Source organism: Labrenzia sp. THAF82 (assembly GCF_009363435.1).
GTDB classification, from domain to species: Bacteria; Pseudomonadota; Alphaproteobacteria; order Rhizobiales; family Stappiaceae; genus Roseibium; species Roseibium porphyridii.
The window spans coordinates 4,270,105-4,296,818 of the sequence record NZ_CP045354.1 but is presented as its reverse complement, the minus strand read 5'-3'; the positions used below and the strand labels follow the sequence as shown (position 1 = coordinate 4,296,818).

Genomic DNA, 26,714 nt, shown 5'->3' with positions numbered 1-26,714 from the left:
AAGATCAACGAAACATCTCATCAAACAAGCTTCAATCTTTAAGCGCGTTTGGTTTGCGATGAACGCCTATTCGACCCTTTGCCCTGCCTTTGGAAGCCTTTTTCAGACCAGCTTTCGTCGCGGTCGGCGAAAGGCGATCCAGGTTTTGCGCGGTTTGAGATCACAAACAAAACGAATGACACCAAGCCAGCCATCGCCATCAAAACCAGTTCAAACGCCGTAAACAGGGTCGGTTCCTGCATTCTGTCCCCCTCTTCGAACATGTTTCCGGACTTGATGTCCGGTTGAAAGGGTTTGGTCGACGAGACGCCATCCAAACCAGTCACATGCAATGTCGAAGCTGGCGGCATTTTTCTAACCGTCTTTGTCCCCGGATAGTCCACGGTGTTGGAACCCGGATTTCAGGGATGGGCGCTTCGAGGACAGAGTCCTCGAGTTGACACCCGCCCAACCGATCTCACCGGACAACCGACCATATTCGATCTTGGGACAGCGGTTCATAACCACCTTTATCCCGGCATCTTCAGCTCGTTTTGCGGCCTCATCATGGCGAACCGTCAATTGCATCCAGATTACCTTCGGCAACTTCTGGTTCGAGATCACCTGGTCGATAATTTGTCCCGCCGCTTCTGAATTTCTGAAGATGTCGATCATGTCGGGAATGGCTGGCAGGTCATCCATCGACGCGTACACCTTCTGGCCAAGAATTTCTTTGCCAGCCTGGCCGGGGTTGATCGGCCAAACGTCATAGCCTTTAGACAGCAGATATTTGAGCACAAAAAAGGACGGACGTACGGAGTTGGCACTCGCCCCGATCATGGCAACAGTTTTGACCTCGTCCAGAATGCCTTTGATGTAGGCATCGGAATATCCGTCGTGGTTCATCGTCAAAGTATCCCTTTTGTGTCTGGCGCCATCCAATGCGAAACCGGAGGATGCTGCAAGGGCGTCAGAGAGCACAAAAGGTCACAACTTTGAAAAAGCGCACGTACGGTCAGGCAACTCTGTTGGACAGCGTCTAGACAAGTTGAGTCAGAGGCAAGAGACAGGCTTGGGAAACACCAGATGAACGCAATCAAGAAGCGTTTAGAAGACACGCTGGAAAAAATCGATGCAACACTCGATGCGCCCTTGGATATTGCTGCATTGGCGACCGCTGCAGCCTGTTCAAGGTTCCACTTTCAGCGGCAGTTTTCTGCATTTGTCGGTATGGGGGTTGCCGATTATCAGCGTCTTATGCGGTTTAGGCGCGCTGGTCTGCAACTTGCCTTCCGACATGAGACACCCATCACCGAGGTTGCTTTCAACGCCCACTACGAAAACCTGGAGAGCTTTTCCCGTGCCTTCAAACGTGTCTTCGGTCAAAGCCCGAGCGCGTTCCGAAAGTTGCCCGACTGGTCACGCTGGCAAGAAACTTATCAACCGATATTGGATTTGAAAGGAGAGATTATGCGGAACGTCGAACTTAGTGCCGAAAAGGTGCGCATCGTCACATTTGAAGAAACCTTGGTCGCGGGTCTGGAGCACCGTGGACCGCCAGCACAAATTCCGGCATCCGTTCGAAAGTTCATTGCCTGGCGCAAGGACTTCGGCACACCGCCCTCAAAGAGTGCGACGTATAACCTTTTTTACGATGATCCAAAGACAGCGCCAGCCGAGGCCTTTCGGTTCGGCATTTGCTGCAAGGTCGAAAGGCCTGTTGAGAAAAACACTTTTGGGGTCGAAACCGGTATCATTCCCGGTGGGCGTTGTGCGGTGTTCCGGCATAGAGGGCCGCTTGAAAATGCCGATGATGCAATTCGCGAATTCTATAGGGACTGGCTTCCGGCAAGCGGAGAAACCCTTCGAGATTTTCCACTCTTTGTCGAACGCGTCAACTTTTTTCCGGATGTGGCCGAGCATGAGGCGATAGCAGATATCTATTTGCCGCTTCAGCAGTGAATCGGACTTTCACCTCTTCAAGAGAGATTTTCTGCCTGTTGAGCGCGCAGTTCCTTGCGGATTACCAACTTCAATCCTGACCAGGTTGCATCGACAGCGCAGACTTTTATGTCGACAAAACCGATCGGCAAGCAGACATCACGAATGACGTCTTCTGTGACGTTCGTCGGCACCTTGCTGGCTTTCTTGGGCCAGGAGATCCAGATCATGCCGTTCGGTGCAAGGGAGTCTCTGAGGTGCAAAAGTTGAGTTTCCAGGTCATCTCGTTCGGTCACGAAGACATGGGCACAATCCAGTCCTGGTTCAGCGCTTGTGAGCAGAGTTAGAGCTGGCTCCTGCGCCTTCAGTAGCTCGGCAATTTCCTGAGGCATGCCCTGTCGCCAGCAAGTCATTCCGGGCTTCAGTCCGAGCTTTGCCGAAAGGGGGCGACCGGAATAGCCAACTTGTGTCATGGTCGTTCCCACTTCACTGAAACAACTGTCACCTCAGGTGTCGGTCCATTCGGGTTTGCGCTTTTGCAGAAAGGCTGAAATTCCTTCCTCTGCATCTTTGGCCATCATGTTTTCCACCATGGTTTCGGCAGCAAAGTCGTAAGCCTCGGTAAGCGGCATCTCCAGCTGGCGGTAGAAGGCTTCTTTCCCGATCTTGAGAGTCTTTGCAGACTTGGATGCGATGACTTCGGCGTATTTCTGGACAACCTGCTCCAGATAGTCACCAGGAACGATGCGGTTGATCAGGCCGAAGTCCTTGGCCGTCGATGCGTCTATGCTTTCTCCTGTTAAAAGCATTTCCATAGCCTGTTTCGGAGCCACATTTCTCGACAGGGCAACCATGGGCGTAGAGCAGAACAGACCGATATTGACACCCGGCGTGCAGAAGGTCACCGTGTCGGTCGCAATTGCAAGATCGCACGAAGCAACCAGCTGACATCCGGCGGCCGTTGCAACGCCGGTTACCACCGCTATCACGGGTTTTGGATGTCGGACGATCTGCTGCATCAGGTCCGAACACTGCCGCATGATCACCTGGTAAGTTTCTTTTCCGCCGTCGCTTTCGGCCCGTGCCGCGGTCAGTTCCTTCAAATCGTGACCAGCACAGAACACCTTGCCTTCCGCTCCAAGCAGAACAACACGAACATTCGGATCGGCTTCTGCTTTTGTCAGCTCATCCGATAAAGCGCTCATCATCTCTTGCGAGAGCGCATTCATACGTTCCGGACGCTGCATGACAATGCGATAGACACCTTCGTGAAGAAGTGTCGAAAGCAGGGGCTTTTGGGCGTCGTCATTCGCTGCGGCTTCGGACATGGGGCACTCCGTGAACTGATCCTTTGTTGGTCTTATACCTGATACAATCCCGGCTTCCATAGTGGTGTGTTCAATAGGGCCGGCTTGCGAGGTTTCCGATCACAGATCGTTTATCAGGTCCCTGAAGCAGGCAGCTGACGGTTTGCGCCGGATCGGTTATCCTCGGTCGATGTGGAAGATTGCCCCATTCCGGTCCTGGACCGGCGCATTGCTGGGACTTCTTGCCCTTCTTGCTCCAGCTTCTGGGCAGGAAAAAGTCGATGTTGCGCTTGTTTTGGCGGTCGACGTCTCCCGCTCCATGTCTCCGGAAGAACTTGAGATCCAGCGCAAAGGCTACGCGGCGGCAATCTCTAGTCCTGAGGTCGTTCGCGCAATCGAGCTTGGAGCTCACGGTCGGATCGCACTGATGATGTTCGAATGGGCCAACGAAAATCACGCCCGCGAAATCGTCGGCTGGTCTGTTATCGAAACGCAGGAAGATGCGTTGACCTTCGCCGACAAGATTCTGAATGACAGGTCTTTCGGACAACGCCGTACGTCCATTTCGGGTGCAATTCGGCATGCAGCCTCAATACTTGACGACGTGCCTTTCGAAACGGATCGCAAGGTCATCGATATTTCAGGCGACGGACCGAACAATCAGGGGCTTCCGGTGACACCTGTGAGAGATGCCGCGGTGGAGGCGGGGCTTGTCATCAACGGGCTCCCATTGATGACCAAGGGCGGCATTGGGTTTCAGTTCAATATTCCGGATCTTGATGAGTATTATCGCCGGTGTGTAACAGGTGGGCCGGCAAGCTTTGTGATCCCGGTAATCGAATGGGCACAGTTTCCGGATGCCGTGCGCCGCAAGCTTATCCTGGAAATCGGTGGGCGGGTGCCAGCTGAAGCGCCCAAGGTTCTCAAGGCGCAGATCCGCTTTGAGGAACCCTATGATTGTCTTATTGGCGAAAAGATCTGGCGACGGTTGCGCGAGCAGTATTTTTGGGATCCGTGAAGACTGGATTTACGCAAACAACAGCGAACAAACTTCACAAATGGCGTGCTGAGAGTTGTCTTCGTTTCACGCCAGTTGCCTGCAAGCAGTGCTTGCTTGCCATTCGTTTACCATAACGGAAATTCGAGCGTCGTTTCACGCGGGGGTTGTGCTATGTATGCATCAAAGGGGTCCAGCAGGTCGTATCGGTTTCAGGGGGAAGGGTGTCGCTCGACATCGAAAAAATATTGACAAGAGAAGCGTCCAACGTACTTGGGCGCATTGTCACGTCTCGTGAAGACCTCAATGATCATTTCAACATCAACAAAGTTCTGAAGTTCGTTCAAGGTGTTTACAAGAGCACCGGCATCGAACTCGATGTGAATTGTTTTTATGTCTGGCCGAACATCAAGTCTCTCGCCAGGGCCGTTCGGCAAAGACAGTACCAGGACATTCCCAAGCTGATTTTGCTCAAGGAAGGCGACGAAAGTGTGCCGCTTTTTGTCTTCGCCGGAGGGGCAAGCTGCTTTCTGGAGTTGAAAAACATCTTGGCGGGTCTCGATTTCAGAGGTGCCATCTACGGTGTCCGCCAGACACAATTCGGAAGGCATCATACTGCGCCTGCTGTTGTTGAAGACGAAGTGGAAGCCTGCTGTCACGTCATTGAACAAAGGTTCAAGGGCGTGCCGGTTCGTTTGCTCGGCTATTCGTTTGGAGGTGTTGTTGCGCTTGAGCTGGCGCGAAAGCTAAAGGCTGCAGGCTCGGAAGTCAGTTTTCTCGGGCTGATCGATACACATCAAAGTGAACATGCGTGGCCACTCGGGATCTGGGCGCGCGTTGTCGGCAGGAAAATTCTCAGCCGTCTGGGAAAAATCAAAGCCGCCTTGACGTCAAGCCAACGCAAAACGAGCCCAGCCGTTTCCACAACGGTGTCATTGCCCAGAAAAGTCCTGGCGCGGCGGCTGAGCCCGATACTTTTCAGGTTTTACAGGCCTACATCTCTCAGGTACCCGGAAATGGCGCCGGAGTGGGTCTACGGTCACACACCAAAATATGAAAACGCCGGAAAGCAATTGCTGCGAATGCGCGGTCTTTATCAACCAGAAGCCTATGGTGAGCATCTCGTCTTCTACAGGGCAAGCGGCCTCAAACCGCAAAGCTGCGATCCATGGGACACTTGGCATCGATTTTTGCCGAAGGCAGAGTGGTCAAGCGTACGGGGCAATCATCTGAGTGCAGTTGCCGGTAAAAACGGCTTTGCCATTGGCAAGGACGTTGCCGATCGCCTGAACATGACGATGACAGAGGCTCCAGCCTGGGACGTCCGTCTGGCAGGCGCAGGATAAACCTGTTCCAACACGCGTTGCCGACTATCCTCTTCGACGGCGTCTGCGCCGCTCGCCGGTTCCGGTCTCTGGTGACGAGGTTTGCAACGGCTCAGGCAGTTCGACAGCGGAGCGCAGGTGCGGGAAGCTGTCTGCCTTGTTCGGCAATGCCATTGCGTTGACGAAATGCTCCTGAAATTTCGGTTCCAGTGCGGTTTCAATTTTCTCGATATCGCGCACCGTCTGTTCGATTTCCCGACGATAGCCGCGGTTGAGCAACGCCATGCGTGCCCCGGTGCCTGCGGCGTTGCCGACGCCGGTCACACCTTCAAGAGAGCAGTCGGGTATCAGTCCGAGGATCATCGCATATTTGGGATCGATATAGCTGCCGAAAGCACCCGCCAGGCGAATACGGTCAAGGTGATAGGTACCGAGTTTGTCCTGCAGCAGCTTTACGCCGGCATATAGAGCGCCCTTGGCAAGCTGTATCGCGCGAATGTCGGTCTGAAGGATTGAAATTTCGACACCATCTTCGGCGATCGAATAGGAAAAGGTGCGGCCTTGCGACCGAATGCGCGTTGTTCGTGCAGCCATATTGCCGTTGATGACGCCGTCTTCGGTGATCAAACCGGCAAGAAACATTTCCGCAACGGCCTCGATGATACCCGAGCCGCAAATGCCAGTGACGCCGACACTATCGATTTTCTCGGCAAACCCTTCCTCGTCGGACCACTCGTCGACGCCAATGACCTTGAAGCGCGGTTCCAGCGTCTCCTTGTCGATCCGAATGCGCTCGATCGCGCCGGGAGCAGCGCGTTGGCCGGACGAGATTTCTGCTCCTTCAAAGGCCGGTCCCGTCGGGGAGGAGGCTGCAAGCAGGCGATCCTTGTTTCCAAGGACGATTTCCGCATTGGTGCCGACGTCGACGAGCAGAGTGATCTCGTCGTGTGAATAGGGGCTTTCAGACAGGGTCGCTGCCGCAGCGTCAGCGCCAACGTGCCCGGCGATACATGGCAGCATGTAGACACGCGCCCCTGGATTGAGTTCCAGATCAAGATCACGCGCAACCAGGTTCATCGCATCGGAGGCGGCGAGTGCGAAGGGGGCTCCACCAAGCTCCACCGGATCAATTCCAAGAAACAGGTGATGCATCACAGGGTTGCCGACAAAGGTCGCATCAAGCACGTCGGAACGGTCAGCGCCGACATCGCCAACAAGTTTGCCAACAAGCGCGTTGACCGCCTCGCGAACCGCCTTCGTGAGGTCGGGTAGTTTCGCCGGGTTCATCTGAACATAGGACACCCGGGACATCAGATCTTCACCAAAGCGGATCTGCGGATTTGATGTGCCGGCTGAAGAAACTGTTCGACCGTTTTGCAGATTGCACAAATGAGCTGCAATGGTCGTGGAGCCGATGTCGACCGCGAGACCGTAGACAGCTTTCTTTTCACCCGGCCAAAGGGCAATCAGTGTTGGTAAAGTTCCAAGATCCTGATGAATGGCTGCCGTTACGTTCCAGTTTGCCTTGCGCAACAGGACTTGAACGCCAGGAAGCAGGGCGGGATCAAAGACGAGGTCAGCAAGGCCAGTTGCAGCGATCAGCGCATCGCGAAGGCGGTCGATGTCTCCTCGTGGTGTTTCCATGTCTGGTTCGTCAATGGAAACGCTCACGAGCGAAATTGCGCTATCCGCCTCGATCTGTTTGGCTTCGGCGCGCTTACGGACCACCTGCCGGTTCGTTTGCGCGTCGGTCGGAATGTCGACCACCAGGTCCCCGAGAATTTTCGCCTGGCAGGAAAGACGCCGATCCTCGGGCAGTTTGCGCAAGGTGGCATAGCGGGTTTCGGCCTCAGTCGCACCTTCCAGGTGTTCAGCCGAGCTGATGACGTTTTCCTTGGCAAATTGCCCTTCGGACACGGCCACCTGGCACCGCCCGCAAATGCCACGTCCACCACATACAGATTCCACATAGACGCCAAGTGAGCGAGCTGCATCAAGCAGGGGGGTGCCGACGGGAAAAGTGCCGCGTCGCCCGCTGGGCTGAAAAACAACTTTGGCGTTTTGAGGTGTCTCGGTCATGGCTTTGGTTCAGTCACCACAGGGATTTCTCAATTCTCAGTAATCGTTTTGCCTATCCACTCACTGCGGGAGAGGGAACGCATATCAGTAGCAGCAATTCTTCGCCACGGTCGTGAGCGGCTGCGCCTATTTCAACGGCTCCGCGATGCACAAAACCCCTCCCGTTAGCGGGAGGGGACTGACGCAGCGATTCGACCCGGTCACTGACCTCATCTGGTCTTTCTGATCCCTCAGCCTGCAGACCGCCGAGCCGCGCGACCTCCACGGCGACGTCCGCCGCCGGCAGATGCTCCGCCATCCGCTGGAGTTGAAGATGCGGCGCTCGCTGCCGCCGGCTGATGGTCCCTGTAAGTCATGATCCATTCCTGGCAGTTAGGATCCGTTCCATTCAGAACATTGGCAGCGCGCACGGCTTCCATTTCCTGTGGGCGGCAGGGGTTCATGATTGCTGAAGTCATGCCGGCGCCGATCACCATCGGAATGAAACCGGCATTGATGCCGTGTCTGTGTGGCAGACCAAAGGAAATGTTGGAAAGGCCGCAGGTCGTGTTCACCTTCAGCTCGTCGCGCAAGCGGCGTAGGAGTTTGAACACTTGCTGACCGGCAGTTCCCATTGCACCGATTGGCATGACCAGAGGATCGACGACAATGTCATGTGACGGGATGCCAAAATCAGCCGCCCGTTCCACGATCTTCTTGGCAACGGCAAAGCGCACATCCGGGTCTTCGGATATCCCGCTTTCGTCGTTTGAGATTGCAACAACCGGGACGTCGTACTTCTTGATTAGCGGCAGGATCGCTTCAAGCTTTTCTTCTTCACCTGTTACCGAGTTGACAAGCGGACGGCCCTTGGCGACCTCCAGCCCGGCTTCGATTGCCGCGGTTACAGATGAATCAATTGACAAAGGAACGTTCGTAAGCTCTTGAACAATCTCAAGAGTTTTAACAAGAAGCGGAGGCTCGGTCTCGTTCGGGTTAACTGCGGTAACGCCAGCATTGACATCGAGCATCGTTGCACCGGCTGCAACCTGCGCCAGTGCATCGGCCTTGACGGTTTCGAAATTGCCTTCGATCATTTCCGCGGCCAGTTTCTTGCGGCCGGTCGGGTTGATCCGTTCACCGATCACACAAAACGGCTGGTCGAAGCCTATGATGATTTCCTTGGTGGCGGAGGCGACAACAGTGCGGGTCATTTAGGCGCTTTCGTTGGCTGTCAGTGTGGAGGAGGGGGATTGAAAGGACCAGCTCCCGCGGTTGTGGAGCCAATCCGCGGTTTTCTGGACCCCGCCAAACGGATAAACATGGATTTGAACGAGCTGACAGGAGGGCTGACTGACAACACGGTTCTCAAGCGGCTCAACCATGGTGTCCGGGTCATAGCCGGAGAGCATGGAGACGACTGCACCACCGCGTTTTTTCAGGAAATTGAGTGAATTCTCGACACCGGCAAAGGCTGCGTATTTCAAAAGCGTCGTCATCTTTGCAGGGCCGGCCACCCCTATATGTACCGGAAAGAGGTTGCCCCAGTCGCGCAACTCGTCAAGCCAAAGGCTGACCCGGTGAGGGTCGAAACCGAACTGGGTGACGATGCGGAATTCCGCATCGCTTTGAGCAGCAAGTTCATGCTTGCGGTTCAAAAATTCCCGGATGACATCAGGTGAGATGTCGGGAGCGCCTTCCGGGTGACCCGCGACGGCAATTTTTTTTATGCCAAGCTTGTCGAAAAGACCGGTTTCCAGAAGGGAGACTGATGAAGTCAACGGGCCGGACTTTTCGGCTTCACCCGCAATCGCCAAGACTTCTGTGACGCCTGCCTCTTGCGTGAGCCGGTGGATGCGTCGCTCAAAGGCTTCATAGGAGGGGTACCGGCGTGCCGCCATATGCGGAACTGGCGTCAGCTTGTGGCTGGTCAGTGTGCGGGCAGCGGCAACAATGGTGTCTTCCGATGCATTGCCGAGGTCTGTCACATAGACCTGTGTTCCGGTGGGAATGCTGGCAAGCAACTCCGTTTTTTCGATCACCTGTTTGGGTGACATTTCGGTCGAGGCGGGAAGCCGCCCATTCGCCAAAAGACGCTGTTCAGTCATTCTCGCTGCCTCCACTTGCCAAAAGGGTTTTCAGACGGTCCTTCGGATAGGCCGTTACCAGCTCACTCAAGGCTGTCTCTGCTTCAGATTCCAGGTCGTCAGAAACCTCAACCGGGTCTGCACGGCGCCACTCGGCCATATAGGCCTCGCTGTCTTTGGCCCCGACCCTCATGGCGCAGGCGTCGATTGCCTCCATGAACATGGCTGGCAGTTCCCTGCGGGCAGATTTCCGTCCCTTTTTCACCAGGATCTGTGCCGGGATATCCCGCCAAAATACGATGATCTTCTGCGCCATGGCCTCTTTCTCCACCTGACAATCTATCTTTGAAGGAAGGGCTGATCTTCAGGCCGCCTGATAGCGGCATCATCACGTGAAAAACCGACTTATCCCACGGTGGGAACGACGGAATTCATTTTGGAAGATCTTTGCCGACAAAAGGTGCCAGCATTCCATAGCCGGTCTTTTTGATTTCGAACGGTAGGTCCAGGCGTTCCGCGGCGCGCCTAGCGGCTGCTTCCAGGTCCGGATCGTCGGTCTGAGCAAGGTAAAGCAGGCGCGTATAGTGCGCGAAATACATGTCTCTCAAATGCGGATGCCAGTCGAGGCCAAGCGGTTCGATAACCATTGTCTGGAAGTGTCTTGCAAGAAAGTCAGTCAGGTAGAATGTGCCCAACTGGTCCTCCTCCATCTGATCAAAGGCCTCCAGACCGGAAAAGAAGGCATAGCAATGCGCGCCTTCGATACGACGGGCACCCGTTTCTTTTAGTACTTTGTCCAAAAGGCCGCCGGTTCCACAATCGCCATAGGCGACCAGAATCTCGGAATAGACATCGTTGTTCATGAGGATGGTCCTGCGAACCTCCTCAGGAATCTTGTCCGGCGTATTGTGCAGCTTGGCGGGTAAGCAAGTAAGATCGATATGATCGAGATTGTTCTGGTCTCTGATCGCTATGATTTCACGTGCCAGAGCTCCGCAGGCAATAACGAGCACGCGGCCGATCTTGTCGCCCGCGTCGCCTTCCGTCTCGATTGGGAAGAGAGGCTCGCCCGCCTGCATATCGGCAGCCTCCTTGAACATGTCTCAGCCTCAGCCTTTAGCCAGCTGGTTGTGGCGCCGGGCGATCAGGTCCTTTGCCATTTCCACGGCAACGGCTGCGTCCCGGCAATAGCCGTCAGCTCCGACCGCCTCGCCGAATTCCTCGTTGAGAGGCGCGCCGCCGACGAGCACAATGTAATCGTCCCGAATGCCCTTTTCCTTCATCTCGTCGATCACGACTTTCATGTAAGGCATCGTGGTCGTCAGCAGTGCTGACATGCCGAGAATATCCGGTTGATGCTCTTCGAGGGCAGCCAGGTAGTTTTCGACCGGATTGTTGATACCGATATCGATCACCTCAAAACCGGCACCTTCCATCATCATGGAAACGAGGTTCTTGCCGATATCGTGGATGTCGCCCTTCACCGTGCCGATCACCATCTTGCCAACCTTTGGAGCGCCTGTTTCGGCGAGCAACGGGCGTAAAATGCCCATGCCGGCTTTCATGGCGTTGGCGGACAAAAGCACTTCCGGCACGAAAAGGATGCCGTCCCGGAAATCTATGCCGACGATACGCATGCCTTCAACGAGGGCTTTGGTCAGGACGTCGTAGGGTGTCCAGCCGCGACCAAGAAGGATGTTCACTCCTTCTTCGATCTCTTCCTGCAGACCGTCATAGAGATCATCATGCATCTGTTCGACAAGTTCGTCGTCGGACAGGGAGGCGAGATCGATATCGTCTTCATCGGACATAAGGCAGCTCCAACCTGGCGCTAAGGGCCAACAACTTAGTGAAAAACCTTATGCCCCAAGGTGGAATCGTCGATATCTCCAATGCGACACGGCAAGTCGTTTACGCGACAGCCGTGCTTGGAAGGGCGCATCTCGAGTTGTTTTGCATGCCGGATTAGCCTTTAGACACCGCAGTTTACCCTAGGTATCGCTTCAAAAAGAAAAGGCGGATCGAATGATCCGCCTTCAGTTTGTCGTTCCGATCCGGACGTGGTCAGAACAACCCTTCAATCTGTCCGTTGTCATCAAGGCGGATATGGTTGGCCGAGGGCACGCGTGGCAGACCCGGCATAGTCATGATCTCGCCGCAGATAACGACAATGAAGCCGGCACCAGCGGACAATCTGACTTCACGAACCGGCAGACTGTGACCGGTCGGTGCACCGCGCATTTGCGGATCCGTTGTGAAGGAATACTGTGTCTTGGCCATGCAGACCGGCAGATCACCGAAACCGTCGGCCTCCCAGCGCTTCAACTGGTCGCGCACGGACTTGTCGGCGAGTACTTCATCAGCGCGGTAGATCCGCTTGGCGATGGTCTCGATCTTTTCAAAAAGAGACAGGTTGTCGTCATAGAGCGGGGCAAACTGTGCCGCGCCGCTTTCAGCTAGTTCAACCACACGGTTTGCCAGTTCTTCCGTCCCGGCAGAACCATTGGCCCAGTGCGTAGCCAGGATGGCATCGACACCGAGGTCTGCGCAGTAGTCTCTGACCGCCTGAACTTCCGCGTCTGTATCAGCAGTGAAGTGGTTGATCGCAACAACCGCTGGAACGCCGAACTGCTTCACGTTCTCAATGTGCCGGCCAAGGTTTGCGCAACCCTTGGCGACGGCATCGACATTCTCGGCACCCAGGTCTTCCTTGGCGACGCCGCCATTCATCTTCAGGGCCTTGATCGTAGCAACGATGACGACTGCATCAGGGGAAAGACCGGCTTTGCGGCATTTGATGTCGAAAAACTTTTCTGCACCGAGATCCGCACCGAAACCGGCTTCGGTCACAACGTAGTCGGCAAGTTTGAGAGCTGTCTGTGTGGCAACCACGGAGTTACAGCCATGCGCGATATTGGCGAACGGACCGCCATGGATGAAGGCCGGGTTGTTTTCCAGTGTCTGAACCAGGTTCGGCTGCATCGCCTCTTTCAGCAACACGGTCATCGCGCCGTCCGCTTCAAGGTCGCGTGCCCGGATTGCCGTGCGGTCACGGCGATAGGCCACGATGATGTTGCCAAGGCGCTTTTGCAGGTCGTCCAGATCAGTTGCCAGACAGAGGATCGCCATGATCTCGGAAGCAACGGTGATGTCGAAACCACCTTCCCGAGGAAAGCCATTGGCGACGCCGCCGAGCGAACAGACGATGGAGCGCAGAGCACGATCATTCATGTCGAGCACCCGGCGCCAGGTGACACGGCGCTGGTCGATGCCGAGCTCATTGCCCCAGTAGATGTGATTTTCAATCAGGGCAGCCAGCAGGTTGTGAGCTGAGGTGATGGCGTGAAAGTCACCTGTGAAATGCAGGTTGATATCTTCCATCGGCACGACCTGTGCGTAACCGCCGCCTGCTGCGCCGCCTTTCATGCCGAAGCATGGGCCAAGCGAAGGTTCACGCAGGCAGATCATGGCATTCTTGCCGATCCGGTTCAGACCGTCGCCGAGACCAACAGTCGTTGTTGTCTTGCCTTCACCGGCCGGCGTCGGGTTAATGGCCGTGACCAGGATCAACTTGCCGCTGTCGCGCCCATCCAGACTGTCAATATAGTCAGCTGCGATCTTGGCCTTGGTGCGGCCATAGGGCAGCAGGGATTCGTCTGGAATGCTCAGCCGCTCGCCGATGTCCTGAATAGGTTTCATCTTGGCTGCGCGGGCAATCTCAATATCGCTGGCCATCTTCATGTCTCCGGGGCGTGTCCAATATTGCGGTCTGCTCAAGCAGACGGTTGCTGCTCAAGTCGTTGAGGGAACGCTATTTGAGAGCGCGGTACCTGAACTGTTCCGAATACGACAGGATGCGCCCCGGAAGCGACGACACATTCAGTCCCTTTGAACAGGAGGGCACGAGAGTGGAAAAACAGCAGAAACTGAGCAACGATTGTCGGCAATGGCGACACTCTCGGCGCACGTGCTACCGCCGCTTGCTATTGACTGCGAGAAGTCGAGCGCCAGGTCAGCACTAACAACTCAGCAAGTAATTGCAGGGTGCTATCCGGTCAACGCCAGCAAGTTAACACGGACAAAGGCCAGTTGGTGCCTCTACTTTTTGAAAGGCCACTAGTGTGCAAAGGGCAGACAGGACTTTTGATGAAAGCGCGGCCGCCACAACGGATTTCGGCCCCTATTTCCTTCTTGCTGATGCCGATCTCAAAATCTTTTCCGTATTCGATGATCTGAAATACGACCGCTCAGATGCCGAGATTATGAGCCCCGCAATGCGGCGCCACGCTGTTGCAAAACTGGCAAATCTGGGCTTCAGGCAGACGTCTGGTTCTGTGTTGCACAACAAGGCAAAGGACGTTTCTTGCTACATTCCAAAGCCCCAGGTGCTGGGGGCCTCTCCCTTCGATGTGACGCGCTATACGCCCAAAAGGGACAAAGATTTCTACATCCTCACGCCAACGCAGACAGCTTGCCAGTTCATTGATACCTATCCTTATGATCTTACCGTCGAAAAGGTGATTTCACTTATTCAGAAACAGCCAATCAATCTCTACCGAATTCTTGACTATCTGGAACACAAGCCGGCTCACGAGGCTATTCGCCCGGCATTGGGTTACTTCAAGTCGGTTCAGCGAAAGGCGGTCCAGTCAGAACCATTGTGTCGAAGGCGAGCGCTTGGGTAATGGAGCTGTGCAGATGCGGCATAGACCGCCTTTGAGGGCAGGGCGTCAGTGCAAACTCAACAGAACTTCAATGTCTCTTTGAGAGAGAGGTTCCAGCAAGGCTCTTTCTTCAGTGTTCAGCTTGGCATCGCCTTGGATGTAGTCCTTGATCTGAAGAGCGATTGTGCTGGTTGACTGGTAGTATAAATCACCGTGCGAACGGCTGATCTCGAGAAGCAGTCGTTCGATCAGCTTCTTGCGTTTGACTGAATCAAGGTCAATTCGCTTCTCTCTTAGCACTTGCTGCACGTCCGGTGTTTTCGCGTTGAACCGCTTCCACTCGGTTAGGTAGGTCAGGAGCGTCTCACTTCCAGAGGCAATGCTCGCTCAATCTCCTCCTGCTCCAAAACCAGACGTGACAAGGCTGTATTTTCGGTAGATCCTCTCAACACCATGACTGATTCAGAAATTCTCTCACGTTTGCCGGAACGCCTGAAGAAAGCGCGCCGCGCCCAAGGACTTTCGCTTGAGGCTGTTGAAAAGATCTCGGGTGTTTCTCGATCCATGGTCAGTCAAATTGAACGCGGAGAATCAAATCCAACCGTTGCGACATTGCTTAACCTGACCAGGGCCTTGAATGTCGATTTTGCAGGGCTTTTGGGCGAGGACACGCCAGAAGATCGGGTGGAAATTCTGCACGAGCATCAGACACCCGCGCTTGATAGGGCAGGCGACGGGTGCAAAATCCGAATACTGTCGCCGCCGCAGGACACCGGCCGGTTTGAAGTCTATGAGCTTATTTTCGCAAAAGGCGGCAAACTGGAGAGCAAACCTCACGAACGCGGAACCCGCGAGCAGTTGATCGCGGAGGAAGGACGGCTTGAGGTAACATCTGGCGTTGCCAAGGGTGTCATCGATAAGGGCGATACTGCACGCTATGCCGCCGACGTTCCCCATTGCATAGAAGCGATTTCAGGTCCGGCCCGTGCAATTTTGATGGTCGTGAAGTTCTGAGGTTTGACGATCAGCAGCGATAACGCGTGTCGACCTGTCACGGACGGCGCTGCTCAATCTCCAGTATGTTGCCTTCCAGATCGCGCATATAGACCAAGAGAATTGGTTCTTCAGTTGATCCGAAATTCGTCACTTCGCCAAGGCGCGTGCCGCCAGCCCGGACAATTGTGTCCATCGCCGAATGGATATCAGCTATTTTGAAGGCGAGGTGCCCAAGTCCGGGTTCATTCACTCTTGGGACCTGCCGCTCTAGGCCATTGCTGTATTCATGAATTTCCAAGAACGGTCCATCGTCGCCGGGAAACTGCAGCCAGATAGATCTTATTTCGGACGAGGGAAGACCATTGCCTTTTGAAACTCTTTCACCCGAGAGCAGACGAGGAGGTCTTAGAAAGACCAAGCCAAACGCTTCCATATAAAACGCCGCCAACGCGTCTGCGTCTCGCGCGACGATGTTCACATGGCTTAACCTCGGCAAATGCATGACGGTACGAAGCACCCCTATTGAAAATGAGCGTGGTGTTTGTCCGCAATGGAAGCCGCATCAGCATAGTCCCTCAATCCAGACATACACATGTTTTGCGCGCCTACTCCTTTGGCATCGGGACGTCTGGCCATTCTTCGGTCACTTCGGCCTGAACAGGACGGTCCAGATATGTCGTCAACACAACGTAGCTTCGCGTCGCCCTGACGCCGGGGAGGGCATAGACCTGGGCCAGGAAGTTTTCCATTGCGTCCGCGTTGGCCGTCCTGACCTTTAAGATCACGCAGGTGTCGCCTGTGACGGAATGGAGCTCTTCCACTTCTGGAAAGTCCCTGAGGCGCATCATTCGCTCGCTCTTGCCCCAGCCGCTTGCATCAACATGAACAAAGGCCAGGAAAGGCTTGCCGACGGCCATGGCGTCAATATCGGCGTTTGTGCCTTTGATGATCCCCGAGGCGGTCATGCGTTTGACCCGTTCATGCACCGCTGGTGCCGACAAGCCGACTTCACTACCGATTTCAGCATAGGTCTGGCGCGCGTTGCCGACCAGTTTGCCTAATATATTTCGGTCGAAGGCGTCCAATGGCTTCTTCGGCAGCCTGTTTTTCTGAATGTCTTCTCTATTTGATATCATTCGGCTCTTCATGGATTGATCAAAAGAAAATTCAGCATAATGCTCTCATGAAAGAAGAAATTCGGCAAGGAGAGTTTGTCATGCATGAGCGAGTGATCAATCCGGCAACCGGAATTTATCCGGCAACGCCAGACTACATTCACGCGCTGGAAGTTCAGCAAACAGGCCGTCTGCTTTTTGTCAGCGGCACGATGGGGCTCGACACTTCCGGCCACGCTCCTGAGGGACTGGACGAGCAGCTTGAGCTGATCTGGAACAATCTTCGGCACATCCTGAACACTGCCGACATGACAAGCGACAATATCGTGCGCGTCACGAGCTATCTGACAAGCGTCGACTTTGCAGAAAAGAACCAGAACGCGAGGCTCAAGGCCCTCGGAGACCGGCGTGTGCCGACAACTGCCATCGTTGTGAAGACCCTCACACCTGAATGGCTGGTTGAGATCGAAATCGTGGCAGCTGCCTGACGGCATCCAATACGCATTCCATTGCAGAAATCGGAGACCGAAATGCAATTCGATGTCTTTTTGGTTTTTTTCATCACCACGGTCGTGGTCGTTTTCACACCAGGCGCTGCAGCGATAGCCGTTGCCTCGCAAGGCGCGGCAAACGGCGGCAAAAGGGCGCTTGCAGGTGTTTTCGGGATCGCCTTTGCCAATGCGCTTTACTTCGTACTATCGGCGACCGGGATCGCATCCTTGCTCGTCGCATCCAACCTTGTGTTTTCAATCATCAAATGGGCTGGGGTTACTTATCTGGTATGGCTCGGACTGACGTCGCTTCTGGCTCCTTCTGGTGCTCTGAGCGTAAAGCGCGACGGACAAATGTCGAGTTTGAAGAGCTTGTTTGCAAAAGGCTTTGTCATCGAGTTCGCCAATCCGAAAGCGCTCTTGTATTTCGCAGCAATACTGCCTCAGTTTCTTAACGTCGATCAGCCTCTTCTGCCCCAGATCCTGATCATGGGTAGTATGACCTTCCTTATCGACCTGACATCCTACACCGCTTACGCCTTCCTCGGAGACAGGCTGACAAGGGGCGGTGTTCAAAACTGGATTGTCTCTCTTTTCAACAAATGTGCTGGAGGTGCGTTGATTTACGCAGGCATTCGAATGGCCAGCGTAAGCACGCCCCGGTGAGTTGGAATACTCGTACGAACGTCAAAATTTCCGTGATATCGGAGGCAGCCTCTTCTATTTCGAATAAAAATCCGGCATAGTGGATGAAATATCCATTTTGCCGGAGAGATGCCGTGTCCGAGGCCTTCCTGTTACATATCCGTGAGACCTTGAAAGAAATTGAAGCAGAAGGGCTTTATAAGCGCGAGCGCCAGATCACGTCGCCGCAGGGCGGTTTGATAACGGTTGGCGGTCGCGATGTGATCAACCTGTGCGCCAACAACTATCTTGGCCTGGCTGACCATCCAGCACTCGAAGAAGCTGCCAGAAAAGCGCTGGAACCCAAGGGGTATGGCATGGCATCGGTGCGCTTCATTTGCGGAACTCAGGACATCCACCGTCAACTCGAACAGCGCCTGGCCGGGTTTTTGGGTAAAGATGACGCCATCTTGTTCGCAGCCTGTTTTGACGCGAATGGCGGCTTGTTTGAGCCTCTTCTCGGGCCTGAGGATGCGATTATATCGGACGCGCTAAATCATGCGTCGATCATTGACGGCATCCGCCTTTGCAAGGCCAGACGCTTCCGTTATGCAAATTCCGATATGGCGGATCTGGAAGCGAAGCTTCAGGAAGCTCGCGAGGGTGGCGCGCGGCACCTCATGGTCGCCACTGACGGTGTCTTCTCTATGGATGGCTATCTGGCCAAGCTTCCCGAAATCACTGCTTTGGCGAAAAAATATGGCGCTGTCGTCATGGTGGACGATTGCCATGCAACTGGTTTCATGGGTCCAAAGGGCGAGGGCACCCCAGCTCATTTCGGCGTGGATGTCGACATTCTGACCGGAACGCTAGGCAAAGCGCTGGGCGGTGGCATTGGCGGATATATTGCCGGACCGCAGCCCGTTATTGACTTGCTGCGTCAGCGGGCGCGGCCTTACCTGTTTTCCAATTCATTGCCGCCGGCGGTCGTAATGAGCGGACTGGAAGCCATCCGCCTTGTCGAAGAAGGGGATGATCTGCGCCAGGCTCTTTTTGACAATACCAGCTATTGGCGAGCGGGCCTTGAAGGTCTCGGCTTCAGGCTGCTCCCGGGCGAGCATCCAATTGTGCCGGTCATGCTGGGTGACGCGAAGCTTGCTCAGGCTATGGCCGCAGAACTCTTTGAAGAGGGCGTTTTTGTTTCCGGTTTCTTCTTTCCAGTCGTTCCACGGGGACAAGCGCGCATCAGAACCCAGATGAACGCCGCTTTGTCCCGCTCCGACCTTGATCGGGCGCTGGAGGCCTTTGCCAAAGCTGGCAAAGCAACAGGGGTTCTGTCATGAACAGCAATCAGATGAAGGCGTTGTGCAAGGCCGAGCCGAGGGAAGGGCTCTGGATGACCCGAGCACCCGTTCCCGAAATCGGTCCTGATGATGTTCTGATCCGCATTAACAAGACAGGCATTTGCGGAACGGACATCCATATCTGGAATTGGGATGACTGGGCATCTAAGACTGTTCCCGTGCCGCTGATCACCGGACACGAGTTTGCCGGCGAAATCGTCGAGATCGGCAGCGCTGTAACGGATCTTGAAATTGGCCAACGCTGTTCAGGTGAGGGACACTTGATCGGCAAACACTCTCGGCAATCGCGGGCTGGCAAGTTTCACCTTGATCCCGAAACCCGTGGCATAGGGGTCAACGAACAGGGTGCCTTTGCGGAATACCTGCGTCTGCCGGCTTTCAATGTGGTGCCTCTTCCTGACGAGATAGACGATGAAATTGGCGCTATCTTAGACCCGCTTGGCAATGCCGTGCATACGGCGCTGAGTTTCGACCTTGTCGGCGAAGACGTGCTTATCACGGGCGCAGGACCCATTGGCATCATGGCTGCCGCCGTTGCGCGCCATGTCGGTGCCCGCAATGTGGTGATCACGGACATCAATCAGGCGCGCCTGGACCTCGCGACACGGGTAGCCGACGTGGTTCCGGTGAATGTTGCCGAGGAAGATCTCAAGGGCATCGAACATAAACTCGGTATGAAAGAGGGCTTCGATGTCGGTCTGGAAATGTCCGGCAACCAGATAGCCCTCGACCAGATGGTAGAAAATCTTGTGATGGGCGGGCGCATTGCGCTTCTGGGAATACCGCCGGGAAAGTCTCCAGTGGACTGGTCTCGAATTGTCTTCAAGGCGATCACGATCAAGGGTGTCTATGGCCGCGAGATTTTCGAGACCTGGTATAAGATGATTGCCATGCTTCAAAACGGTCTCGACGTCAGGAATGTCATCACTCACCGGTTCACGGTTGATGAGTTTCAGCAAGGCTTTGCGGCAATGAAATCGGGGGAGGCCGGGAAGGTCGTCTTGAGCTGGACCTGAGTCGGAGCTCAATTCGCGAGTTGTGCTGGAGCTGGGCCTGAAACTCTCTCTCCTTTGACAATCTACCCAAAAATTCTTATTGCATCTTGAATATACTCAAAATGAGTATTAATATCGGATCAGTCGAGGAGTTCGACTGACCATCCATCAATTCGAGGGAGACTCGAATGTCCAAATTTGACTACGGTGTATTTATCGGCCGTTTTCAGCCGCTGCATATCGGCCATGAGGCTGTGATCCGCTCGGCGCTTGAAAAGGTCGATACCTTGATCGTGCTGATCGGCTCCGCACGACAGGCACGCACCCCCCGCAATCCGTTCACGTATTCCGAGCGCGAAGACATGTTCGCAAAGGTCTTCAAGCACGAATTGACGACCGGGCGACTTGTCCTGAAACCTGTTCAGGATCATCCTTATTCCGACACAGCGTGGTGCACGGAGGTGCAACGCGTTGTTAACGAAACCGTTCTTGAGCACTACAACAAGGGCGGGGTCGTTTTGCATGGATTGCAGGACCTCCGGATCGCCTTGGCCGGCTATGGCAAGGATCGGAGCAGCTACTATCTGAAACTGTTTCCCGAGTGGGGCAATGTTCAGCTTGCGAGCCAATACGGCACGTTTTCCTCAACAGATGTCAGGAAACAGCTCTTCCAGCGCATTCCCGTGATTTCGCAATCTGTCCTGTCCGACGAAGTAGCGGAATGGCTGAAAGCCTTTGCTCTGTTAGATCCTTTCCGAGAACTGCTGGAAGAAGCCGAATTTCTGGATGCCTACCCGGATGAGTGGGGACGAGGTCCCTTTGTGACCGTCGATGCTGTGGTCATACAGTCTGGCAATATTCTGCTGGTGGAGCGTGGTGAAGCGCCTGGCAAGGGGCTGCTGGCTTTGCCTGGAGGTTTTCTCGATCCGCGAGAAAGCATTCGCGACGCGGCTATTCGGGAGCTGAAGGAAGAAACCAGGATCAGCGACCACAAGGGCGAGATACCACCCGCGATGCTGGCCTCTTTCATCGATGGTGCGAAAACGCGGGTTTTCGACCATCCCGAAAGATCTTTGCGTGGCCGCATCATCACCCATGCCTATCTTTTCAGGCTGCCCGAGCGGCGTGAGCTGTTCTCGGTCACGGGCGGAGATGACGCCAGAACGGCGAATTGGCATCGCCTGGGGGATCTGAAACCCGAGCAGTTCTTCGAAGATCACTGGTCCATCATCGATCTGATGGCAGATCTGTGACGCGAGACCGTTCACAAGCCTGAGGGGGAGCCCCTCTGGCACGTTCACCTTGTCGCGTGAGGAGTTCACAATGACAAATCCACTGTTGGCAACCGACAGCTACAAGCAATCTCACTTCAGACAGTATCCGCCTGAAGCACGTCAGATCTCGGCCTATGTCGAGGCGCGCACCAATCCATTTTCGGATGATGTGTTGTTCTTCGGCCTGCAGGCCTATTTGAGGAAGGTGCTTCAACGACCGATATCGGACAAGGACATTGAGCGGGCCGCTCAAATCTGTTCGGCACACGGCGTCCCGTTCAACCGGGAAGGCTGGCAGCAGATCGTTGACGATCACGCTGGCCTGCTGCCATTGGAAATCAAGGCACTGCCTGAAGGTTCTCTGGTGCCAAGTGGTGTGCCGCTGGTCCAGCTGGAAAACACCGATGACCGCATGCCCTGGTTGACCACGTGGGTCGAAACCGCGCTGCTCCGCGCAGTCTGGTATCCCTCAACGGTCGCTACAATGTCCTTCAAATGCAAACAGGTCATCTATCGCGGATTGCAGGCGACATCCGAAGAACCGGACCAGCAAATTCCATTCAAGTTGCACGATTTTGGCGCTCGCGGTGTTTCGTCGTCCGAAAGTGCTGCTCTTGGAGGGATGGCACATCTAGTGAATTTTGCGGGAACCGACACGATGGAAGCCCTGGAGGCTGCCTCGGAATTCTATGATGCAGAGGTTGCCGGCTTTTCCATTCCAGCTGCCGAGCACTCGACAATGACAAGCTGGGGCCCTGAGCGGGAGACGGCTGCTTACGCCAACATGCTCGATCAGTTTGCGCGAAAGGACAAGTTGGTCGCGGTTGTCTCTGACAGTTATGACATCCACAACGCCGTAAGGAATATTTGGTGCGGTACCCTGAAGGATCAGGTACTGGCATCTGGTGCAACGGTTGTCATCAGGCCGGATTCCGGCAGTCCTGTTGAAACACCCCTGAAGGTTCTTGAGACGCTTTGGCAAAGCTACGGCGGTACGGAAAACGCCAAGGGAGCACGGTTGCTCAATCCTGCTGTCAGGGTCATTCAGGGTGATGGAATGACACTGGCGACGATCGAACAGCTTGTCGCCGAAATGGTCCGTAAACGCTGGTCTCTCGACAACATCGCCTTTGGCATGGGCGGCGGACTGCTGCAGCACGTCAATCGGGACACGATGCGTTTTGCCATGAAAGCAAATGCGATGAAAACTGAGGACGGCCAATGGAAGGACGTTTTCAAGATGCCGGTTTCCGATCCGAACAAGGCCTCCAAGGCCGGGCGCCAAGCGGTAGTCTTCCAAAACGGTCAGCTCGTTGCCAGAAAATTTGACGAAGTGGACCCGGCGGATGACCAGTTGAAAGTGGTCTACCGGGACGGGAAGCTGCATGAATCGTCAAGTTTTGATGACGTGCGTGCACGCGCGAATGACGGTCTGAAACAAAGTCTGTCCTCAGGATAGCCGAAACGAGCCGATGTCTCGAACTGAGTTCTCGTTCGGCCGTGCAACCTGGGAGTCTGCATCAAATCTGAGGAGACGCCGACTGACGGCGTCTCCTTTTTCATGATCCTTTGCTGAAGCGAAACACCAAGCTTTTCAGCATCCTGAAACCACTCGGTGTGTTGATGATCAGTTGCGCAGTTTTCCGAAAAACACTTCTCGCGGTGCGGACAGCAAGTCAGAAACTCTGAAGCCTGCGCCACCTGCGTAGCGGATCAGGACCAAAGAGGCCGCCAAAAAGGCAAACTCACGTTTGATGGCGTTCAAATTGTCCCAAGGTGTCTTGTCGAAACTGATCTTGCCGACGCAATAAACCACGAGGATCAAAAAAGCTGATGCCGCCGCGATCCGAACCCCGTGTCCTGAGGCAAGCATCAAGCCGACAAGAATGAGCAGCAAGGGCATGCCGGACCAGCTTTTGACATGGTCGAGGCCATAGAAAAATCCACCTGCCAGAAAGGCTATGGCGACCGAGAGACGAAGCAGCAGGCCAAGTGACGACCAGTCGGCCTCTTGTGCGCCGGCTCCTCGTCCGGTCAAACGTTCATCGAGGCTCCAGCTGCCAGACCCGAGAACTGCAAGTGTGAAACACATTCCGGACAGACCGATGTCACGGATTTGGACAATCATCGCCGGGGTAAAGAAGGTGCTGGCCGAAGTGTCTTGACCAGGTACTGTTGCAACGGGAAGGGCGGCAACGAACGACCACATCATCAGGCCAAAGACAATAGCAAGGGGCCGGACAAGAAAGCCGGCTACAAGCGCTGCTCCCGCGACGAGTTCAAAGGCAGAGAGTGCTGTCAGGAACCCCCAGGCGGACAGCCAGTTACCACTGAACAGGTACGACTGGAAAAAGTCATTTATGTAGCCGTTTGAAGCGGTATATTTTTCAACGAGATCGCTCGCTCTGCTGGCGTCGATCGCCCGTTGAAGTTTCCACCAGCCACCGACAACAAAAACGGATCCAAGCCCGAGCCTGAGAAACAAGGCGACTTGGTCACTTTGACGGACAGTCAAATGATCAGGTCCAGCGAAAAAGGCAGGTTTAATTTGCGCGGCAAAACCGCTTGCATGTGTAGAATTGGAAGACATTCGTCTTACTCCGGAGTTCATTAAACAAGATCCCGGTTTGGCCGGGGGACGGAGTTAGATGAAAGCTTTGGGTGGTGTGGGGTCGACAGGCACTTCAACACCGTCGAGCACATTCGGCAGGTCTCTGACAGCGCGCTGAATTCTCCAGTCGCGAACCGTGTCTGCAGGGTATATGGCAAGTGTCGCCGAACAGTGGCTTGAACAAAAGTCAGTATCGGAAAAGCAGGTCAGAAAACAGGCCCTGTTGTCTTGCTGTTCCGAAGTTCCTGACGTCATGTGCATTGCGGCCGAGTCACGAGAAGCACCCGGAAGCGACGATGTTTCAGCTGTTGAGTAGGTGAGCGTTACGTTGCCGACCGACAAGGCGAACGAAACGGTCTGGGCTGAGGTCCAGAACGCCAACAGGACAATGGCAAGCACAGGCAGGTGACTGTTAAAGAAACGGGACATGTTTCGACTCGATCAGCTTCTTGCGATGCAGCATGCATTTCGCGCTAAAGGCGATCAAGAAAAAAATGCAATCTAAAGTAAATGTGTTCTCTTTTCAAAACCGCTCGAGAACGATGCGTCGGCGACTTGCGTTTTCGGAGTTTCAACTTAAGCAGCTGTCCTTACGACATGACCGACTTACGAAAGAAATTGGACTTTTCTGGGTCTCTCAATGTGTTGAAAAACTGCTCAATCACAGGTTCTGACACTTTGATCGGCGAAGGTCCGTAGGTCTCATATTTGTCCGACAGGGCTTTGTTCACGGCATTCGAGAAGTTCACAAAGTCAATGTGTTCTGATGGAAACTGCTTTGAAGCCCTGCCGACGATTTCTCTGATGAGCTTGTCGTTGGCAATGGTAATGGCCGTAATTTCGTTGCCATGAGACTTGGCAAGTTTGCGATAGGCTTCAGACAATTCGTCAATGAATTGAGCATCCGACGTTCGGCAGATATAAGCAGCGAAAGCCTGAAGAAATTCGATTTCCCAAGAAGGATCCGCGCGCTTGATCTGTGGTTCGAAAACTTTTCTGACGACATCAAAGCACAGGAACCTCAGCACCGACATTGCGAAGAAGTCCTTGTTTGCGCCGACAAATGGCTGCTTCTTGTGAATGCGGCCGCAAGCCTCATAATTTGAACGATAGATGTCGAAGAGGTCCTGCGAGGCTGACAGAAAATCAAACACGGCCTCGATGTCAGCTTTGCTGAGCTTGCCGTCACGAAGTTCCGCGGCACTAACAAGGCTTTTGCGCGCAAGATCCATCGCCTTTTGTCCAGCCCCCACACAGATGTGCGGTCCACTGAGTTTGGGCCATGTCACAGCCGATTTCTTGTCTGGCAAACGCATCATCAACCTCGTGGCTCGATGGCAAATGATGCACTTTATTGGTTAGTTTATTTTTAACTTTCTTGTCAGGGAAAATACTGAAAACGCAACAAAAAGCAGGGAGATCTTAATCAGCAATGTCTTGCAAGCATCGGACTGCGACGAGCCGTTAGCGAGTCCTTTGCCAGTCGGGTTCGTAGCTGACTTCCGAACACCCCGCAAAGCGGGCGATGCGATTGAGTTCTGCCGCAAGTTTTTCCGTTCGAGCCTTTGAGGCGCGAACACCTTTCTCCGGCCAATAGGCACGAACATGCAGCCTGTCTTCGTTCCGAAGCGCTTTCATATCAATGCGCCCGATAAGGCGTGAGCCTTCGAGCACCGGAAAGACGTAATAACCATATTCGCGCTTGGCTTCCGGAACGAAAATTTCAATCCTGTAGTTGAAGCCGAACAGCCGTTCGCTTCGCTTCCGGTCTCTGAGCGCCGGGTCAAAGGGCGATAGGACGCGCACACGGGAAGGCGGTGTTTCGAGACTGTCGAGCGTCTCAATCGTTTCCGGAAAGGCATACACACGCCGGAAGGACCCGTCGGCACATTCAACCTCTACTTCAGTCAGAACGCCACTGCTATGTGCCCTCTGACACCAGTTCTTGGCTTCTTGAGAAGTAATCAGGTCCCAGAAAGCCGCAATTTCACCCGAGGTTGCAAAGCCAAGACGTTCCATGGCCGAGCGCGCGGCCCAGTCAATGGTTTCCTCGGCATCGAACCGGGTGTTCAGGTTGTTATGTGGTATGACGCGTTCGGTCAAATCATAGACCTTCTGGAAGCCTGCGCGGTGGCAAACGGATAGCTCACCCGTTCGCCAGAGAAATTCCAGAGCGGTTTTGGAAGGGTGCCACTCCCACCAGCCACCGCTGCTGCGTTTTTCATCCTCGCCGACAGTTGCCGAGGTTGCCGGACCGTGATCGCTGATTTGCTTGAGAACGTTCTCGACCTTGGCTTCAAATCCGTTTGCATGCCAGTTGCGCCAACGCCCGATCAAAGCCTCCCGATCTCGCTGGAAGCGCAGTCGCCAATGCGGAAAGAACTGTGTCGGAACGACGGATGCATCATGCGTCCAATGTTCAAAAAGAAGCCTGTCCCGTTCCAACAGAAGTTTGAGATTCTTCTCTTTGTAAGCGGGTCTGCGCGCTGCAAGGATCATGTGGTGCGCACGTGCGACGGTGTTGATGCTGTCGACCTGGGTAAACCCGAGTTTCGTGATCAATGCAGCCAGGTCTTCACCCTTGCCACTGCCTCTGGGTGGTTCGCTAAGTCCATGTTTTTGCAGAAAGAGATGTCGAGCCACCGGGTTCGGCATCTTGAAAATCGAAGAAGACGTCATGGAGAAAGGTTAGCATCACGCAGCACACCATGACCAGACATGGGTGCTTGAATTGGTGTTTATGACAATGGTTTTTATGCAATCCTGCCACGCACCGCCAATTGGTTGGGCAACCGGGTTCGCATTTACCGCTTTTGCATTGACCGCAGAACCGCTAGCGGCTTGATTGGTTGGTATGTTTAAGGGCAAACATTTCAAAGCTGTGGT

General features: G+C 54.5%; 29 protein-coding genes. 11 read left to right on the top strand and 18 right to left on the bottom strand.

Features of this window, described 5'->3' with window-relative positions; translation table 11 throughout:
- Positions 1–38 precede the first annotated feature (38 nt).
- The gene (locus FIV00_RS19755; protein ID WP_152502361.1) at positions 39–350 is read right to left on the bottom strand and encodes a hypothetical protein; all 312 of its coding nucleotides are present in this window, start codon (positions 348–350) and stop codon (positions 39–41) included.
- A gap of 4 nt (positions 351–354) precedes the next feature.
- Positions 355–885, bottom strand: a complete 531-nt coding sequence (locus FIV00_RS19750; protein WP_152502360.1) for a CoA-binding protein — start codon at positions 883–885, stop codon at positions 355–357.
- A 180-nt stretch (positions 886–1,065) separates the two neighbouring features.
- Between FIV00_RS19750 and FIV00_RS19745 the strand changes: the two genes are divergently transcribed.
- Positions 1,066–1,941: a GyrI-like domain-containing protein gene (locus FIV00_RS19745; RefSeq protein WP_152502359.1), complete on the top strand. Its 876-nt coding sequence runs from the start codon at positions 1,066–1,068 to the stop codon at positions 1,939–1,941.
- 17 nt (positions 1,942–1,958) lie between these two features.
- Here the strand turns inward: FIV00_RS19745 and FIV00_RS19740 are convergent, their stop codons facing one another.
- Positions 1,959–2,393 carry a DUF3052 family protein gene (locus FIV00_RS19740; RefSeq protein ID WP_152502358.1) on the bottom strand — a complete coding sequence of 145 codons (435 nt, stop codon included), beginning with the start codon at positions 2,391–2,393 and terminating at the stop codon, positions 1,959–1,961.
- 33 nt (positions 2,394–2,426) lie between these two features.
- Complete coding sequence (locus FIV00_RS19735) at positions 2,427–3,248, bottom strand: enoyl-CoA hydratase (protein ID WP_152502357.1); 822 nt, start codon at positions 3,246–3,248, stop codon at positions 2,427–2,429.
- A gap of 169 nt (positions 3,249–3,417) precedes the next feature.
- Between FIV00_RS19735 and FIV00_RS19730 the strand changes: the two genes are divergently transcribed.
- Together FIV00_RS19730 and FIV00_RS19725 are read left to right on the top strand one after the other, a co-directional pair.
- The gene (locus FIV00_RS19730; RefSeq protein WP_152502356.1) at positions 3,418–4,245 is read left to right on the top strand and encodes a DUF1194 domain-containing protein; all 828 of its coding nucleotides are present in this window, start codon (positions 3,418–3,420) and stop codon (positions 4,243–4,245) included.
- Between the two features lie 203 nt (positions 4,246–4,448).
- Entirely contained in the window at positions 4,449–5,570 is a 1,122-nt protein-coding gene (locus FIV00_RS19725) for a thioesterase domain-containing protein (RefSeq protein ID WP_173006066.1), read from the top strand.
- A 24-nt stretch (positions 5,571–5,594) separates the two neighbouring features.
- On the opposite strand, the gene FIV00_RS19720 is transcribed toward FIV00_RS19725, so the two are convergent.
- The 7 genes from FIV00_RS19720 to FIV00_RS19690 form a co-directional block, all read right to left on the bottom strand.
- Positions 5,595–7,628, bottom strand: a complete 2,034-nt coding sequence (locus FIV00_RS19720) for an ASKHA domain-containing protein (protein WP_152502354.1) — start codon at positions 7,626–7,628, stop codon at positions 5,595–5,597.
- A 230-nt stretch (positions 7,629–7,858) separates the two neighbouring features.
- Positions 7,859–8,821 carry a methyltetrahydrofolate cobalamin methyltransferase gene (locus FIV00_RS19715; RefSeq protein ID WP_152502353.1) on the bottom strand — a complete coding sequence of 321 codons (963 nt, stop codon included), beginning with the start codon at positions 8,819–8,821 and terminating at the stop codon, positions 7,859–7,861.
- Positions 8,822–9,715 (bottom strand): methylenetetrahydrofolate reductase, encoded by an 894-nt coding sequence (locus tag FIV00_RS19710; RefSeq protein ID WP_152502352.1) that lies wholly within the window; start codon positions 9,713–9,715, stop codon positions 8,822–8,824.
- Positions 9,708–10,010, bottom strand: coding sequence for a virulence factor (locus FIV00_RS19705; RefSeq protein WP_152502351.1), 303 nt, complete (start codon positions 10,008–10,010; stop codon positions 9,708–9,710). The genes FIV00_RS19710 and FIV00_RS19705 overlap by 8 nt, the downstream gene beginning before the upstream one ends.
- A gap of 115 nt (positions 10,011–10,125) precedes the next feature.
- On the bottom strand, positions 10,126–10,794 hold the full coding sequence (locus FIV00_RS19700; RefSeq protein WP_152502350.1) for a DUF1638 domain-containing protein: 669 nt from the start codon (positions 10,792–10,794) through the stop codon (positions 10,126–10,128).
- A 9-nt stretch (positions 10,795–10,803) separates the two neighbouring features.
- The gene (locus tag FIV00_RS19695; protein WP_152502349.1) at positions 10,804–11,505 is read right to left on the bottom strand and encodes a B12-binding domain-containing protein; all 702 of its coding nucleotides are present in this window, start codon (positions 11,503–11,505) and stop codon (positions 10,804–10,806) included.
- Positions 11,506–11,758: 253 nt separating this feature from the next.
- On the bottom strand, positions 11,759–13,429 hold the full coding sequence (locus FIV00_RS19690) for a formate--tetrahydrofolate ligase (protein ID WP_152502348.1): 1,671 nt from the start codon (positions 13,427–13,429) through the stop codon (positions 11,759–11,761).
- Positions 13,430–13,815: 386 nt separating this feature from the next.
- Between FIV00_RS19690 and FIV00_RS19685 the strand changes: the two genes are divergently transcribed.
- Positions 13,816–14,379 carry a hypothetical protein gene (locus FIV00_RS19685; RefSeq protein WP_209006629.1) on the top strand — a complete coding sequence of 188 codons (564 nt, stop codon included), beginning with the start codon at positions 13,816–13,818 and terminating at the stop codon, positions 14,377–14,379.
- A gap of 45 nt (positions 14,380–14,424) precedes the next feature.
- Here the strand turns inward: FIV00_RS19685 and FIV00_RS19680 are convergent, their stop codons facing one another.
- Positions 14,425–14,667, bottom strand: coding sequence for a hypothetical protein (locus FIV00_RS19680; RefSeq protein WP_209006628.1), 243 nt, complete (start codon positions 14,665–14,667; stop codon positions 14,425–14,427).
- Between the two features lie 144 nt (positions 14,668–14,811).
- Here FIV00_RS19680 and FIV00_RS19675 point away from each other — a divergent pair, with 144 nt between their 5' ends.
- Positions 14,812–15,372 carry a helix-turn-helix domain-containing protein gene (locus FIV00_RS19675; protein ID WP_152502347.1) on the top strand — a complete coding sequence of 187 codons (561 nt, stop codon included), beginning with the start codon at positions 14,812–14,814 and terminating at the stop codon, positions 15,370–15,372.
- Between the two features lie 37 nt (positions 15,373–15,409).
- On the opposite strand, the gene FIV00_RS19670 is transcribed toward FIV00_RS19675, so the two are convergent.
- Positions 15,410–15,832 (bottom strand): VOC family protein, encoded by a 423-nt coding sequence (locus FIV00_RS19670; RefSeq protein WP_247649260.1) that lies wholly within the window; start codon positions 15,830–15,832, stop codon positions 15,410–15,412.
- Between the two features lie 127 nt (positions 15,833–15,959).
- Positions 15,960–16,490, bottom strand: a complete 531-nt coding sequence (locus tag FIV00_RS19665; protein WP_152502345.1) for an Lrp/AsnC family transcriptional regulator — start codon at positions 16,488–16,490, stop codon at positions 15,960–15,962.
- Positions 16,491–16,570: 80 nt separating this feature from the next.
- Here FIV00_RS19665 and FIV00_RS19660 point away from each other — a divergent pair, with 80 nt between their 5' ends.
- The 6 genes from FIV00_RS19660 to FIV00_RS19635 all read left to right on the top strand — a co-directional run bounded on the left by FIV00_RS19660 (position 16,571) and on the right by FIV00_RS19635 (position 22,676).
- Positions 16,571–16,957, top strand: coding sequence for a RidA family protein (locus tag FIV00_RS19660; RefSeq protein WP_152502344.1), 387 nt, complete (start codon positions 16,571–16,573; stop codon positions 16,955–16,957).
- Between the two features lie 42 nt (positions 16,958–16,999).
- Positions 17,000–17,626 (top strand): LysE family translocator, encoded by a 627-nt coding sequence (locus FIV00_RS19655; RefSeq protein ID WP_152502343.1) that lies wholly within the window; start codon positions 17,000–17,002, stop codon positions 17,624–17,626.
- A gap of 113 nt (positions 17,627–17,739) precedes the next feature.
- Complete coding sequence (locus FIV00_RS19650) at positions 17,740–18,927, top strand: glycine C-acetyltransferase (protein WP_152502342.1); 1,188 nt, start codon at positions 17,740–17,742, stop codon at positions 18,925–18,927.
- Complete coding sequence (gene tdh, locus FIV00_RS19645; RefSeq protein WP_152502341.1) at positions 18,924–19,964, top strand: L-threonine 3-dehydrogenase; 1,041 nt, start codon at positions 18,924–18,926, stop codon at positions 19,962–19,964. The genes FIV00_RS19650 and tdh overlap by 4 nt, the downstream gene beginning before the upstream one ends.
- 167 nt (positions 19,965–20,131) lie before the next feature.
- On the top strand, positions 20,132–21,196 hold the full coding sequence (locus FIV00_RS19640; protein ID WP_152502340.1) for an NUDIX domain-containing protein: 1,065 nt from the start codon (positions 20,132–20,134) through the stop codon (positions 21,194–21,196).
- Between the two features lie 70 nt (positions 21,197–21,266).
- Entirely contained in the window at positions 21,267–22,676 is a 1,410-nt protein-coding gene (locus tag FIV00_RS19635; RefSeq protein WP_152502339.1) for a nicotinate phosphoribosyltransferase, read from the top strand.
- A 168-nt stretch (positions 22,677–22,844) separates the two neighbouring features.
- Here the strand turns inward: FIV00_RS19635 and FIV00_RS19630 are convergent, their stop codons facing one another.
- The 4 genes from FIV00_RS19630 to FIV00_RS19615 all read right to left on the bottom strand — a co-directional run bounded on the left by FIV00_RS19630 (position 22,845) and on the right by FIV00_RS19615 (position 26,507).
- Positions 22,845–23,807 carry a DoxX family protein gene (locus tag FIV00_RS19630; protein ID WP_152502338.1) on the bottom strand — a complete coding sequence of 321 codons (963 nt, stop codon included), beginning with the start codon at positions 23,805–23,807 and terminating at the stop codon, positions 22,845–22,847.
- A 54-nt stretch (positions 23,808–23,861) separates the two neighbouring features.
- A complete protein-coding gene (locus FIV00_RS19625) occupies positions 23,862–24,257 on the bottom strand; it encodes a hypothetical protein (RefSeq protein WP_152502337.1) in 396 nt (131 codons plus the stop codon).
- A 161-nt stretch (positions 24,258–24,418) separates the two neighbouring features.
- On the bottom strand, positions 24,419–25,147 hold the full coding sequence (locus FIV00_RS19620; RefSeq protein WP_152502336.1) for a hypothetical protein: 729 nt from the start codon (positions 25,145–25,147) through the stop codon (positions 24,419–24,421).
- A gap of 145 nt (positions 25,148–25,292) precedes the next feature.
- A complete protein-coding gene (locus FIV00_RS19615) occupies positions 25,293–26,507 on the bottom strand; it encodes a winged helix-turn-helix domain-containing protein (RefSeq protein ID WP_152502335.1) in 1,215 nt (404 codons plus the stop codon).
- Positions 26,508–26,714: the final 207 nt, after the last annotated feature.